Origin of the sequence: Mycobacterium shinjukuense (genome assembly GCF_010730055.1) — a bacterium.
In the GTDB taxonomy this organism is placed as follows: Bacteria; Actinomycetota; Actinomycetes; order Mycobacteriales; family Mycobacteriaceae; genus Mycobacterium; species Mycobacterium shinjukuense.
In genome coordinates this window covers 3,118,639-3,132,575 of record NZ_AP022575.1, presented here as the reverse complement: position 1 = coordinate 3,132,575, position 13,937 = coordinate 3,118,639, and the positions used below count along the sequence as shown (strand labels likewise).

The 13,937-nt window shown below is 66.8% G+C and carries 14 protein-coding genes; 3 read left to right on the top strand and 11 right to left on the bottom strand.

The features are described from left to right. Positions 1-108: 108 nt before the first annotated feature. On the top strand, positions 109-912 hold the full coding sequence (locus G6N20_RS14155; RefSeq protein ID WP_083048032.1) for a ribosome hibernation promotion factor: 804 nt from the start codon (positions 109-111) through the stop codon (positions 910-912). Between the two features lie 14 nt (positions 913-926). Here the strand turns inward: G6N20_RS14155 and phoU are convergent, their stop codons facing one another. From phoU to G6N20_RS14135, 4 genes are all read right to left on the bottom strand, one after another. Then, positions 927-1,592, bottom strand: a complete 666-nt coding sequence (phoU, locus tag G6N20_RS14150; protein WP_083047991.1) for a phosphate signaling complex protein PhoU — start codon at positions 1,590-1,592, stop codon at positions 927-929. Between the two features lie 108 nt (positions 1,593-1,700). Continuing rightward, positions 1,701-3,122 (bottom strand): RtcB family protein, encoded by a 1,422-nt coding sequence (locus G6N20_RS14145; RefSeq protein ID WP_083047994.1) that lies wholly within the window; start codon positions 3,120-3,122, stop codon positions 1,701-1,703. Positions 3,123-3,134: 12 nt separating this feature from the next. Next, a complete protein-coding gene (locus G6N20_RS14140) occupies positions 3,135-3,557 on the bottom strand; it encodes an archease (RefSeq protein ID WP_083047996.1) in 423 nt (140 codons plus the stop codon). A gap of 24 nt (positions 3,558-3,581) precedes the next feature. Beyond that, positions 3,582-4,907, bottom strand: a complete 1,326-nt coding sequence (locus G6N20_RS14135; RefSeq protein WP_083048034.1) for a phosphoribosyltransferase family protein — start codon at positions 4,905-4,907, stop codon at positions 3,582-3,584. Positions 4,908-5,191: 284 nt separating this feature from the next. On the opposite strand from G6N20_RS14135, the gene G6N20_RS14130 reads away from it, so the two are divergent. Further along, positions 5,192-5,455 (top strand): hypothetical protein, encoded by a 264-nt coding sequence (locus G6N20_RS14130; RefSeq protein WP_083047998.1) that lies wholly within the window; start codon positions 5,192-5,194, stop codon positions 5,453-5,455. A 390-nt stretch (positions 5,456-5,845) separates the two neighbouring features. Here G6N20_RS14130 and G6N20_RS14125 read toward each other — a convergent pair whose 3' ends face one another. The 4 genes from G6N20_RS14125 to G6N20_RS14110 form a co-directional block, all read right to left on the bottom strand. Next, positions 5,846-6,298, bottom strand: coding sequence for a DUF5709 domain-containing protein (locus G6N20_RS14125; protein WP_083048000.1), 453 nt, complete (start codon positions 6,296-6,298; stop codon positions 5,846-5,848). A gap of 25 nt (positions 6,299-6,323) precedes the next feature. Next, a complete protein-coding gene (locus G6N20_RS14120; protein WP_083048002.1) occupies positions 6,324-6,758 on the bottom strand; it encodes a CBS domain-containing protein in 435 nt (144 codons plus the stop codon). A 113-nt stretch (positions 6,759-6,871) separates the two neighbouring features. Next, entirely contained in the window at positions 6,872-8,248 is a 1,377-nt protein-coding gene (locus G6N20_RS14115; RefSeq protein ID WP_083048004.1) for a nicotinate phosphoribosyltransferase, read from the bottom strand. A gap of 272 nt (positions 8,249-8,520) precedes the next feature. Next, the gene (locus tag G6N20_RS14110; protein WP_232065533.1) at positions 8,521-9,600 is read right to left on the bottom strand and encodes a CapA family protein; all 1,080 of its coding nucleotides are present in this window, start codon (positions 9,598-9,600) and stop codon (positions 8,521-8,523) included. A 170-nt stretch (positions 9,601-9,770) separates the two neighbouring features. Here G6N20_RS14110 and G6N20_RS14105 point away from each other — a divergent pair, with 170 nt between their 5' ends. After that, complete coding sequence (locus tag G6N20_RS14105; RefSeq protein WP_083048008.1) at positions 9,771-10,517, top strand: Mut7-C RNAse domain-containing protein; 747 nt, start codon at positions 9,771-9,773, stop codon at positions 10,515-10,517. 36 nt (positions 10,518-10,553) lie between these two features. Here the strand turns inward: G6N20_RS14105 and G6N20_RS14100 are convergent, their stop codons facing one another. The 3 genes from G6N20_RS14100 to lpqN form a co-directional block, all read right to left on the bottom strand. After that, positions 10,554-12,119, bottom strand: coding sequence for a phospholipase C (locus G6N20_RS14100; RefSeq protein ID WP_083048036.1), 1,566 nt, complete (start codon positions 12,117-12,119; stop codon positions 10,554-10,556). Between the two features lie 375 nt (positions 12,120-12,494). After that, a complete protein-coding gene (locus tag G6N20_RS14095; protein WP_083048010.1) occupies positions 12,495-12,980 on the bottom strand; it encodes a hypothetical protein in 486 nt (161 codons plus the stop codon). A 144-nt stretch (positions 12,981-13,124) separates the two neighbouring features. Then, positions 13,125-13,802, bottom strand: coding sequence for an envelope biogenesis lipoprotein LpqN (gene lpqN, locus G6N20_RS14090; protein WP_083048038.1), 678 nt, complete (start codon positions 13,800-13,802; stop codon positions 13,125-13,127). Positions 13,803-13,937: the final 135 nt, after the last annotated feature.

Here is a 13,937-nt window from a genome sequence, read left to right as displayed (position 1 = left end):
CAAAGCCCCAGAAAACGCCCGTTTTCAGGGGCTTTGACGTCTGCTCGCGCAGGGACGGTGACCTTTGGCCCTGGACCGGGTGCGGATTTGCGGCGTAGCAAGGACACCATGCGTCATCGAACAGAATTGCCGCCGGCCATCGACGTCGACGTGACAACACGCGGCGAGCTTCCCGGTGCGGCCGACTACGCGCGCACCAAGATCGGCCAACTCGGACGGATCACCCACCGACCGGTGCTGCATGCCCGCGTCCGGTTGACCGAGCATCGCGATCCAGCGGTGGAGCGACCCGTGGTCGCGCAGGCCAATCTCAACGTCGACGGTCGGCTGGTCCGTGCCCAAGTTCAGGGTGTGACCGCTCATGAGGCGATTGACCGGCTCGAGGCGCGGTTGCGGCACCGGTTGGAACGGGCGGCCGAACACTGGGAGTCTCGACGGGGTGAGCAACCGACGGTCGGCCCGCACCAATGGCGGCACGAATCCCAGCCCACGCACCGGCCCAGCTACTTTCCCCGTCCGGTCGAGGAACGCCGGGTCATCCGGCGCAAATCGTTCGCCATGGCGCCCTGCACGGTCGACGAGGCCGCCCTCGAAATGGATCTGCTCGACTACGACTTTCACCTGTTCACCGAGAACGGCACCGGTACCGCCGGTGTCCTCTACCGTGGTGGTCCGACCGGCCATCGCCTCGCGCTGGTAGCACCCGTCCCGGCGGATCAGCTGAGCCCGTTCGAGCTGCCCCTCACCATCAGCCCGCAACCGGCGCCATGCCTGACCGACGAGGAGGCCGTCGAGCGGCTCGGCTTACTCGGCCTGCCGTTCCTGTTCTTTATCGACGCCGCCCAGGGTCGCGCCAGCGTGTTGTATCACCGCTACGACGGGCATTACGGATTGATCACCCCGGCGGGCTAGACCGCTACGCCGGCTCAGTGCGTCCCCACCGCTTGCTCGGGAAGACGGGTGCCGGTGACTTGGAAGACCACCCGCCTGCCGATCTCGACCGCGTGGTCGGCGAAGCGCTCATAGAAGCGGGCGAGCAGAGCGAGATCGACAGCGGCCGGGACGCCATGCGTCCAGTCGCGATCCATGAGGGCGGTGTACAGCTGCCGGTGCAGCCCATCCATCTCGTCGTCCTGGTCGCGAATGCGCGCCGCCTTGTCCGGATCGCGGGTCGCCAACACTTCCTGCGCGCTCTGTGCCAATTCGTGAGCCACCCGGCCCATTTCGGCGAAGTGATGTTCAACCTCGGTGGGCAACACGTGGTTTGGGTGTCGCTGCAGGACGATCTCGGCCACGTGCGCCGCCAACGCGCCCATCCGGTCCACGTCGGCGACGATCTGCATCCAGCTGACGATGCTGCGCAGCTCACCGGCCACCGGCTGCTGCAGCGCCAGCAACGCGATGGCGCACTCTTCGGCGTGCGTGCACAGCGCCTCGATGTGGCGGTAGTCGGTGATCGTCTGCTCCGCGGCGGCGGGGTCGGCGTGCAACAGCGCACCGGTCGCGTGCTCTATCGCGGCCCCGGTCAGACTGCACAGCCTGCTCAACTGATCGGCCAGCTGGGCGAGCTTTTCGTGGTAAACGGTTCGCATGTGCGTCGGCCCTCCTCGTCGTAGGCACCATCGGGATCCCTGCCGGTTAGCGCGGTGGGGCGGGCAAAGCCGGGTCGGGTTGCCCGTACGACCATGCAGCACCCGTTGTCACCCTTTCACGACTCCCAACGGGACAAGGCGCGCGATCTTACGCGCCAGCCCGGCCCGGTGGCTGGTCTCGATGACGGCGTCGATGTCCTTGTACGCTTCGGGCGTCTCCTCGGCCAGCCCGCGCCGTGAGCTGCCGCGGACCAGGATGCCGGCCTGTTCCAGCGCCCTGCGCAGCGCGTCGGCATTGGTGTGCCGGGCGGCCTGATGGCGGCTCTGCACCCGGCCGGCACCGTGCGCCGTCGAGAAGAACGCCGGGTTTTCCGGCACTCCCGCCAGCACGTAGGAGGCCGTGCCCATCGTGCCGGGTATCAGCACCGGTTGGCCGACGGCGGCCAGGTCGGCGGGCAACTCGGGGTGATACGGCGGCAGCGAACGAGTCGCCCCCTTGCGGTGCACGCAGACGGTACGCAGCTGGCCGTCGACGGGATGCTTCTCCAGCTTGGCCAGGTTGTGCGACACGTCGTACAGCACGTCCAGGGTCGTCGAGGTTTCCCGGTCGAACACGCGACGGGTTGCCTCGGTCAGCAGCTGGCGGTTGGCGCGTCCGTAATTGGCCGCGGCGGCCATCGCCGCCAGGTATGCCTGCCCCTCGGGGGAGTGCACGGGAACGCAGGCCAGCTGACGGTCGGGCACCTCAATGCCGAAGCGGCCCATGGCGTTTCCCATCTGGTGCACATGGTCGGTGCAGATTTGATGACCCAGGCCCCGCGATCCGGTGTGGATCATGACGCAGACCGCGCCCTCGGCCAGCCCCATCCGCGCGGCCGCGGCCGCGTCGTAGGCGCGATCGACGGCCTGCACCTCGAGAAAATGGTTGCCCGAACCCAGGCTGCCGACCTGCCCGAGGCCGCGTTCGACCGCCCGGTCGCTGACCGTCGCCGCATCGGCGCCGTCAAGCGCGCCGCCGTCCTCGCACCGCTGCAAGTCCCGCGCGACCCCGTGTCCTTGCTCCACCGCGAAGCGGGCGCCGCCGGTGAGGATCTGCTGCAACGCAGCGCGATTGGGCAACCGCCACACACCCTTGGTGCCCACTCCGCGCGGTATCGCGCGGTCGAGGTGGTCCATCACCGCGCGCAGCCGTGGCCGCAGGCGGTCACGATCCAGTTCGGGGCTGACCAGCAGCCGCACCCCGCACGAGATGTCAAACCCGACGCCGCCGGGGGAGACGACACCGCCGTTGTCGACATCGGTGGCCGCGACGCCGCCGATGGGAAAGCCGTACCCCCAGTGCACGTCGGGCATCGCGTAGGCCGCTCGGACGATCCCCGGCAGCGTCGCCACGTTCGCCACCTGGGTCAACGTCTTGTCTCCGGGTTCGCCGGGGAGCAGTGCGCGGGAGGCGTACACGATCCCGGGCACCCGCATGGCGCCCTCTCGTTCGATGCGGAACCGGTATTCAGTCTCCTCGATCAGCTTCATGTGGCTGCTCCATCAGACGTCGAGAGTGACCGAGCATCGCCAGCCACGCTTATCATGCGCCAGGTGAAGCTCATTGAGCGACACCGCCTTTGGCACCGCCCCTAGCTGAGGCAGCGCGCCCGCATCCACCATCGCCAGCGTCAGGTCGACACCGCCGTCGGCCTCGCTCAGGTTGACGTCGACCGGGGCCTCTCCGGTGGTGTCCAGCAGGTAGATGACCTCCTCCAGGGCGGCCGCCAGCAGATCGTCGTCGCTGTGGGCCTCCATCCGGCGCCGGCGAGTCCGTTGCGCCGTGGCCGCGGAGATGTCCAGGAAGCTTTCTACCGCGCCGAGCACCGCTTGCCTGATGCATCCGTCGCGGGTGGGTGCCCACGCCTCGATCCGCAGATCCGCGGTGTGCGGGACGCTTCGGTGTCCGGATGCTCTGTCGGCCATGGTCTTTAGCGTCTCTCGCGTGACCTAGCGGCTGGTGATCGCGCGGCTCAAATGCTGGACGAACCAGTCGCACGCCAAGGCGGCGACCTGTTCAAGCGTGCCCGGTTCCTCGAACAGGTGGGTGGCCCCGGCCACCACGGTGAGCTCGCACTGCCCGGGCATCGCCGCCTGCGCTTGGCGATTCAGCTCAAGGACCGCCCGGTCGCGCCCGCCCACAATCAGCAGGGTGGGCGCCGTGACGTTGGTCAGCGAGCGACCCGCGAGATCGGGCCGGCCGCCGCGGGACACCACCGCCCGCACCACCACTCGTGGATCGGTGGCCGCAAGCAGCGCCGCGCCCGCCCCCGTGCTCGCGCCGAAGTAGCCGACCGGCAGCGACGCGGTGTCGGGCCGGGTGGCCAGCCAACCGGTCACGTCGACCAGTCGGCAGGCCAGCAGCTCGATGTCGAAGACGTTGACCCGGTCGCGTTCTTCTTCGGCCGTGAGCAAGTCGAACAGCAGGGTGGCAAGGCGGGCTCCGGTCAACACTTCTGCGACGTAGCGATTGCGGGGACTGTGCCGGCCGCTTCCACTGCCGTGGGCGAAAACCACGATGCCTCTCGGGTGCTCGGGGATGGTCAGCTGCCCGGCCAGGAACACCCCGGCGGCGAGCAGCCGCACTTCTTCGTTGTGCACGGGCGGGTCGTCGTCATCGATGGCCGCGGCGCCGGTTAGGCCCCCGGCGCGATCCAGCAGCGTGACCACCTCGTCATCCGAGGTCTGGCTGAAGTTGCGGTAACCCTGCCCAACGGCGTAGAAGAATGCCGGGCTTTGCAGGCACACCACCTCGTCGACGTATCCGGCGAACCTCGCCACGATGTCGTGTGGGCCAATGGGAACGGCCAGGATGATCCTGCTCGCCCCATGCGCGCGGGCGACCTGACATGCCGCCTTGGCGGTTGCGCCGGTCGCGATGCCATCATCGACGATCACCGCGGTCCGTCCGGTCAAGGAGATCCGAGCACGCCCGCGGCGGAACCGTTCCGCCCGGCGTTGCAATTCGTTTCGCTGCTCGCGTTCCACGGCGTCCATGTCTGCGTCGTCGAGGTGCACCGCTCGCACGACGTCGTCGTTGAGCACCCGCACGCCGTCTTCGCCGATGGCTCCGAACGCCAATTCGGGTTGGAACGGCACCCCGAGCTTGCGCACCACGAGGACGTCGAGTGGTGCCTGCAGCGCCGTGGCGACCTCGAAGGCCACCGGCACCCCGCCGCGCGGCAGGCCGAGGACAACGACGTCCTGGCCGTACAGATCCATCAGACGCCGTGCCAACTGCCGTCCGGCATCGCCGCGATCGGCGAAAAGCCTCATCTGCCGAGTGTGCGCCGATCCGGCGCCCATGGGAACGGTATTAGGTACCTTGCTGACCGACCATGGCGCGCAGTTGAGGACGTTCGGCCCTCGCCGCGCAGCCAGCCGGGGTGACAAGGTGACGGTGCCGATGATGATAGAAAGGGCTGCATCCATGGCTGAGCATGTCACGAGGCGGCAAAAGTCACCGGCCAAGGCCGCGGTGAAGAAGGGCGTACGGAACGCGGTAGCCAAGAAGGTCGTGCAGAAAGCGGCCGGAGACGGCCGAGGAGCACGGCGCGCGGATTCTGGTCCTCACGGGTGATCCTCACCGGAGTGTCGTAATCGTGCCCGGTTGTCACCTTGACTCCCTGCGCCCGGAAGACAACGCGTACTTCTTCCGGGACGGTAACGCGTTGGTGGGAATGGTCGTCGAGGGCGGCACGGTCGAGTATCGCCCGGCCGACCGCACCTATGTTGTGCGGCTCACCGACGGAAGGCACACCGCTGAGCCGTCTTTCGATTTTTCGTCGACGCATCGACCGCTCCGGTTCGAGGGCCGCAGCTGAGACTCCCGGCGAGGTCGTCTTGGGGTCGGCTGGCAAGTTCCGCCTGCGCTACGGCCGCGGATGTAGCAGCACCCGGATTTCGGTAGGAAGCCGATCCTGGGCCTTGGCCATCTGGCCAGCCGGAAGGAAGTGGAGTAGCGCGGCGGTGATCGTCGCGGCCGCCTTGCCACGAAAGTCATCGCCTTCACTGCCCGGGGCCGCTAGGAGCGCGGAACGTGTTCCCCGGGTCGAGGACATTCGCCTGGCACGTGGATATATGCAACGCCGTCTTCGGCTACCGCGGCTTGGCCGCGCCGATGCGCGGTGATGTAGAGCCATCCTGGCCCAATGGGCTGTTTGCAGCGTGCACATTGCGGGTCGGCGGCCATCTGTTTTTCACCTCCGTGGCGGTTACTCCTCGTCTACGATGATGTGAACCGCGGCCTCTTCGGCGGACGCTGCGCCCCCGCTGATGCCGACGTCCTCAGCGACCAGTTCTGCCACAGTGTCTTCACCAAACCCCTTGTCCGGCGCGACGAGCCGGCCCGCTCGGGCCCGTCCAACCTCGCCGCGCCGGGGAAATTCGGCTTCCCGCTCGGCTTCATCGCAGCGTTGCTGCTCATCTTCGTCGAGCACTGCACCGATTCGCGACGTCGGATCTGGTTCTTCCTCGACCAGCAGCTGGTCCATGCTTTCGGGAGGGCCGAAGGCGCCACGTCCATAGGGTCGCTCCGGCGGCGAATAGCCCTCATCGAGTACGTCGTCGACGCCGCGCTCAACGAGAGTGTCCTCCGGCTGAAGCTGGTTGTCGTCCTCGGTGCTGTATTCGCCTGCTGCCGGGCCGGTTCCGTAGGGAAAACTCATGGCTTGCCTTCCACGTGTCGAGGGGTCAGCGGCTGGAAACGGCTTGAGGTGCGCAGATCGGTTTCACGAAGTGGGCGATGGCGGGCTCCGGCAGCTGGCGGGCGATGTCGGCTTCGCTGACGATGCCCACCAGCCGGCGATCATCGATGACGGGCAGTCGGCGCTCCCGATGTTCTTCCATCACGTTGAGCAGCTCTTCGATGCTGGCTTCGGCATCGACGTGATAGGTATTCCCCCGGGCCAGTTCACCGGCGGTCATCGTGCCCGGGTCATGCTCGGCGGCAACGCATTTGATGACGACATCGCGGTCGGGGAGCATCCCGTGCCGGCGGCCGTCGTCCCCGCAGATCGACAAGGCGTCCACACCTGGATCGCGCATGCGTTGGGCTGCTGCGGCGAGCGTCTCGTGTTCCCCGACGCAGCCGACTCCCGCATGCGTGATGTCCCTGGATGTGCGCACGGTGTCCTTCTTGAGGGTGGTAAAGACGGGGTTTGGTGCCCCGGCAGTCCGAAATCTAGAGGGTGACGATCACTCCGCTGTAGGGTCATTCGGCCTTAATGCCGGCGACACCCCTAGTCGACGCCGGGGCGCCGGTCACGTCCAGGCGTTGCCGGACCCGTGTGCCGCATCCGGTCGAGTTCGCTGAGGATCGCGTCACTGATGGCCACCGGGTACGGGCGGTCGGTGTCCGCAAGCGAGCGAAGGCCCGGCGGGAGCGCGTTGACCTGCTGGCGGGCCCGTTCGCGTGCGGCCTCGAGGCCGGGCACGTGCTGGGAGACGCGCCGGCCGTTGATCATGGCCGGCACCAGCAGCGGCTCTCCGGGCAGCCTTTCGCCGTGCTTGCCCAGTGTGTCGCCGCCGAAGACGCCATGTTCGCCGGTGCGGAACACCTGTTTGCGTCCCGGGTAGATCACCTTGCCGCTGGAGAGCTTGGTGCGCCCGACGCCGTCGTATTCCACCAGCTTGTAGGCCATGTCGAGGGCGGGCGCGTCCTCGGCGACGACGAGCTTGGTGCCCACGCCGAAGCCGTCGATCGGGCTGTCGGCAGCCACGAGCGCGGCGATGCGGTTTTCGTCGAGGCCGGACGAGGCAAAGATTTCCACCCGGTGAAGGCCCGCGGCGTCGAGCCGGTCGCGCGCTGCCTTGGACAGCGTGGCGAGGTCCCCGGAATCGATCCGCACCGCGCGCACGTCGAAGCGGTCGCCTGACCGCTTGGCCATTTCGATGACGTGATCGACGCCGCTGAGCGTGTCGTAGGTGTCGACGAGCAGCGTGGTGCCCGGGTAGAGCCGGGTGAACGCCGCGAACGCAGCGCTCTCGCTGTCGAAGGCCTGAACGAAGCTGTGGGCCATCGTGCCGAACGCGGGGATCCCGTACCGGCGGGCCGCGAGCAGGTTCGACGTGCCCGCAGCACCGGCGAGGTAGCTGGTGCGCGCCACCTTCAGGGCCGCGTCGGTGCCGTGGGCGCGGCGCGCGCCAAAGTCCACCACCGGCCGTCCGTGCGCGGCGCCCACCACCCGCGCGGCCTTACTCGCGAGCACGCTCTGCAGATGAATCTGGTTCAGCACATAGGTCTCGACGAGCTGTGCTTCGATGATCGGGGCGATCACCTGGATGGCCGGTTCGTTCGGAAAGACGAGGGTTCCTTCTGGCACAGCCCAGACGTCTCCGGTGAAGCGCACCCTGGCGAGCCACCGCAGGAAGTCGTCGGAAAACTGGCCCAGGCTACGCAAGTAGTCCAGATCCTGCCGGTCGAATCGAAACGCCTCGAGGAACTCGACCACATCCGCCAGGCCGGCGGCCATGATGTAGGACCGGCCCGGCGGCAGCTTGCGGAAGAACGTCTCGAAAACCGCCGTGCCCGACATTCCTTCGGCCCAGTAGGCCTGCGCCATCGCCACCTCATACAGGTCGGTGAACAGCGCCCCGATGTCCTGACGGATCGCCATGGCTGCCGGTCACTCCTTGCTCATCGCCTCGCAACGTCCACACCTGTCGGCAAGAACGACTCAAACTCTTGCATATCAAACGCGCGGGCTTGGCCGGCACGCAAAACATGGCTCGTCATCGATGGCGGGTCGCAGTCCCTCGCGGCGGCTGCCCGGTAGCTGGCGGTCGCGGGTAACACCGCGCCGGTTCATCTGTGCGACTGGCCAATTCGACACGTGCCCGGGCACCAGCGAGATGCCGGGACGATCCCCGGCACCGGCTCGAGCCGGCGTCATCGCGCGGATGAAACGACCCCCAGGAGATCGTTGGGCAACGCCGCGACACGAATCCCGAACCGGCGGCTGATGTGCTCCAGGGTCCCGCGCAACCACTCCGCGTCGGCCTTACTGGCCCGCTCAAGTCGCATCCGGCGTACCCGCAGCGGAATCATCTGCAATGAGATCAGTTGTCCGCCAGCGGGATCGGTGGAGATCACATACAGCAGTCGGAGGTCGCTGCGGAACGACTCGTGCCCGCCGATGCCTTCATAGTCGTCGATGACGTCACCGCACCCGTACAGGATCGGTTTGCCGCGGTAAATCTCGATCGGCCTGGGATGGTGCGAGGAGTGTCCGTGCACGATGTCGATGCCGGCGTCGATCAGCCGGTGGGCGAACGCGATGTCACCCGGGGGGATCGCATAGCCCCAATTGGATCCCCAATGCACCGAGACGATGGCAACATCGCCGCGGCGCTTGCCCGCCAGCAGCCGTGCCGCCACGTCGTCGGCGGCGTCGCGCCGCCACGGATCCCTGATCAACCAGACCCCGGGCCGGTCACGATGCGCGGCCCACGATTCGGGTACCCCGCTGGACGTCATCGCCGCCGAGCCGATCATCACCCGGTGTTCGCGGTGAACCGTTACCACCGCCGGGCGGCAAGCGGTGAGCACATCGGCTCCGGCCCCAACGCCCTGGATCCCCGCCCCGGTGAGAGCCGAGACGGTGTCGGTCAGCCCCCGGTAGCCGAAATCGAGAATGTGGTTGTTGGCCAGCGCGCACACGTCTGGCCGCAACGCCGTCAGTGCGGGCAGGTTGTCCGGGTGCATTCGATAACACACCGGCTTGCGGTCGGCGAATTCACCGTCGGCGGTGATGGTGGTCTCTAGGTTGATCAAACGCACGTCGGTGCCGGCGTCATCGAGGACCGCCGGCACGTCGCCCCACGGCCACCGCCAATCCACCGGGCGCGGAATCGGCCCGTTGGCCTGCTCGGCCAGCCGGACATACCCCAGCGCATCACGCATATACCGCTCGCGTAATTCCGGTTCGCCGGGATGGCGCAGGATCTGGTCCACGCCGCGGCCGAGCATGACGTCACCGCCCAGCAGCACCGTCACCGCACGGGAATCGCCGATCACGCCGGACCACCACCACCCACCGTCAATCGCTGTGATACACGCTTTCCGGCGCGCACGGCAAGTCGCTCCCGGGCGACCCCGGCCCACGTTGCCGCCGGCGATCCTTGGGGAGACCATGAGGCATGGTCGGCTATGTGGAGGTCCGGGCCTACGCCGAGCTCAACGACTTCGTGGCGCCCGAGTCACGCGGTCTGACCGTGCGCCGGCCGTTCCGCAGCCATCAGACGGTCAAGGATGTGCTCGAGGCGATGGGCATTCCGCACACCGAGGTCGACCTCATCCTGGTGAACGGTCACCCCGCTGACTTCGGCCACCGGCCGACCGCCGGCGACCGCATCACCGCCTACCCGATGTTCGAAGCCCTCGACATCGGGTCCACGACCAGGCTTCGGCCGGTGCCGCTGCGCAATTCCCGCTTCGTCGTCGATGTCAACCTCGGGCGGCTCGCACGGCTGCTTCGGGTGCTCGGCTTCGACGTGTGGTGGTCCAGCGACGCCGACGATCCCACGCTGGCCGACGTCAGCCTGGCCCAGCAGCGAATCCTGCTGACCCGCGACCGCGGCCTGTTGAAGCGCCGGGCCATCACCCATGGGTTCTTCGTGCACTCCCAGCACCCCGAGGAGCAGACGCTGGAGGTGATCCGGCGACTGGACCTGCGGCAGCGGCTGGCGCCGTTCACCCGGTGCGTGCGGTGCAACGGCGCGTTGGCCGCGGTCTGCAAGGACGCGGTGATCGACCAGCTGGAGCCGTTGACCCGCCGCTACTACCAGGAATTCAGCCGGTGCGCCGACTGCGGGCGGATCTACTGGGCTGGGTCGCATCACGCCAGGTTGGTCCGGCTTGTCCAACGACTTCGTGACCGGCTGTGAGGGTGGTGCCCGCCAAGCGGTCGGGCGGCTTGCTTTTCAGCAGAGACCGCTGGGGATCCCGCGAGCGGGTGTGGTCTCCTGCGTGGGCATGATCTGCGGGAAGGGCACCCGATACGGCGGAGTGACCTTCGCAAAGGTTGCTGCGGTGTCGGGAACGCATTGCACCTGTTGCGGCACGGCCTGCAATGCGGGGTGGTCCAAGTTCGGTGCCGACGGGTTGGGTGGGGCGGCGAAGTTGAAGGTTGACGTCATATCGCCGGTCACGCTTCTTCGCCAGGCGCTCAGGTTGGGAACCGGCACACCGAACCGCTTCTCGAGCAACCGCAGCTGCGAGGTGTGGTCGAAGGTGTCATGCACCATCAGCGGGCCACGGCTGTAGGGGGAGATGACGAAACAGGGGACGCGATAGCCCAAACCGATCGGCCCACGGATGCCGCCAGACCCCGTCACCGCGTCGATGTCGGGCACCGTGACGTACTCGCCGGGCGTTCCCGGCGGTGCGGTGGGTGGGATGACGTGGTCAAAGAAGCCGCCGTTTTCGTCAAAGCTGACGATCAGCGCGGTCTTTTCCCACACCGCGGGATTGGACAGCAAAATGCGGAGGATATTGACGATCGCGGTGCCGCCGACGGCCGGTGCCACCGGTACTCCGGGATGCTCGGACACCTGAAACCCGGGCAGCACCCACGACACCTGGGGAAGCCTGTTGGCGGCGACGTCGGCGACGAAGTCCAAGGGATAGGTCGGGGCGATGCCGTTGCGGGCCAGGTTCGAGCGCGGATCCAGGGCCTGTTTGAAGTCGACGAGCATGCCGTTGTAGCCGACGACGGTGTTGTTGAGCGCCCCCAGCAGCTTGTTTTGGTACACCTTCCAACTGATCCCGGCGTCGCTGAGGTTGTCCGGCATGGTGCGCCAACTGAAGCGGCCTTGCGGCTGGATGGTGGGGTCTATCAGCAGCGGGCCACCGTCAACGCCGTCAGGATCGATCCAGGCGCTGACCCAGTAGAGCCGGTTGGGCGAAGTTCCGCCCAGCAGCGAACAGTGATAGCCATCGCAGATGGTGAAGGTATCGGCCAGCAGATAATGGATCGGTTGGTCTTGGCGGGTGTAATAACCCATCGTCACCGGGACGTTGCCCTGCAGCGTTTGTTGTGCGGCCTGCGCGGGCAGCCAATTGTCGTTGGCGCCATTGTTCCATGCCTGGTGAATCGTGATCCATTGGTGGGCAGGGTCGTTGACGCACGCGCCGTTGAGGACAGGGCCCCTGGTGGTGTCGAAACGGTACGGGATGGTGATGCCGGCGGGGTCGACCGACTGGGTCTGAGGGTTCCAACCCTTTTGCTGGAACAATGGCGAAGGCGTGTCGAATCCATTGGTGCCCGACAGCGTGCCGAAGAAGTGATCGAATGACCGGTTCTCCTGCAGCATCAACACGAAGTGCTCGATGTCGGTCAAGTGGCCGGGGCAGGGGCCGGCCCCGTAAGCCTTTTCGATCACCGGGCCGGCCAGGGACATCAATGCGCCGGCGCTGCTTGCGCAGGCGACCCTCGCCATGAACTCTCGCCGCGACATGCCGTCGACTGGGTGTTTGCGCACCACCATATCCTTTCCCGCTGCGGATTCGCGGCTCACGGTATATTTGCGGCGGTGATCAGCGACAAAACGCACCCGGTGTGTCGTGCCACGATTTTGGTGTTGCGAAGGATGGCGCGCCGCCGCGCCTTTCGGTGTCCCGCGTGATCGCAATCGGTGGCCTGGATTGACCCTATTCATAAGGACGTTTCGGGTAATTCGGTGTTTGCGGGTGTCGTGAACGCGAACGGTGTTCTGCCACGACCGCCTGCCGCGCGCGCCGGCCCGAGTCGGCTTGCCGCGAGCCCGGGAATGTTCGGCGAGGGACACGGCGCTGAGTCATCCGACGCCCGGTGGTGCGGTCAACGATTTTGGGGCGCAACCGCGTTGGTGATACGGCCGCCGCTACCCGGACGGCGTCAACTTGACAGCCGCCAGCTTTAGCCGGTCGACCGCTTCGCCGAACTCCTCCCGTGTCGGTATGCGTTTGTCGCGAAACTTCAGCCCCATCATTCGCTGCGCGCGTTTGGCACCGTATGACTGGGCGCAGCGCAGGTAAAGATCGGACAAGACATCTCGGTCCTGGATCAGTTCACCGCTCATGGCGATTTTCTTGCCGTCGTAGACGACCCACGCGGGCGCGCCGCCGCGAAAGTTGTGCTTCCAGCCGGCGCTGGCCAGCGCATACAGGTCGTTGTCGATCACGTGGGCACTCACGGGAAGTGAGAACCGCCGTCCCGTCTTTCGTCCGGTGAAGCTCAACACCATCAGCTGCCTACCCAGCGGGCCCGCGAGCGGGGTGCCCAGCATGAAACGCAATGTCGGATTGATGGCGCGCAGTAGGACCGACGGTGGGTGCCCGATCTCGACCGCATACGACTGTTTTGTCATGCCAACACAGTAAGGCCAACCATGGTTGGTGGAAATGGCGTTACTTCCGCACCGGGGCACCTCGCCGCGCGCATAGGCATTCATCGACCTCTGGAAGGTGCGCCGCCGAAGCCGAAAGCGATCCGGTTGCGATAGCCGGCAGCGTCAGGGGGTGATGGTGGTCTGCTCGTCGATGACGGCGGTGGCGTCCAGCAAAAGGCCGGTGTCGGCGTCGAGGGCGTCGGCGTCGAGCTGCAGCACGAATAGGCCGTTCGGGCCGGTGATCACCACCGTCTTCTGCGCGACGGTCCGCAGCTTGCCGTTTTTGGTGTATGAGCCGCCGAGCTGCCAGGCCTGGAAGCCGCCCAGGGTGGACGCCTTCCCGTCATTGCTGCCTTCGTATCCGGGCAGGTTCTTCAACTCCCCGGGGGCGTATTGCAGGATCTTCGCCGGGTCGACGTCACCGCTGAGCTTGGAGACGAGCGCAACGATGGTGGGGGGATCGTTGGGGTCCGAGGGTTGGGCGTACACGATGCCGCCGTAGGGCGCGCCGGAGCTTTCGGGAAGCAGGTTCCACCCCGCGGGCACCGGCAGGTTGATGGTCGGGGAGCCGGGATCGCCGTGATGCACGGGGGTCGCCGTAATCTGACTGTCCCTGATGTAGTCGGCGATGGTGTAGTTGGCGCCCGTCGCGGGTGCCGAGGTGGTCGCAGATGTCGTCGCCGATGCCGTCGTGGTTGTCGTTGTCGTTGTCGTCTTGTTCTCGGTCTTGGTGTCCGAGCCGCAGCCAACCAGGGCCAGGCTCAGCGCCGCGGTCGCCACAGCCGCCGTGAAGTGCTTCATCTGTTGCATCTCCCAAGGATCGGGCCGGCACCTGCACCGGCTAGCGAACTGAGACTAGCCGAATCCGTGCCAACCGCCGATCCCTCGGCCGCGCCGCTCCGTTCTCATCGGTCATCATCGCGAAATGCCCACGGG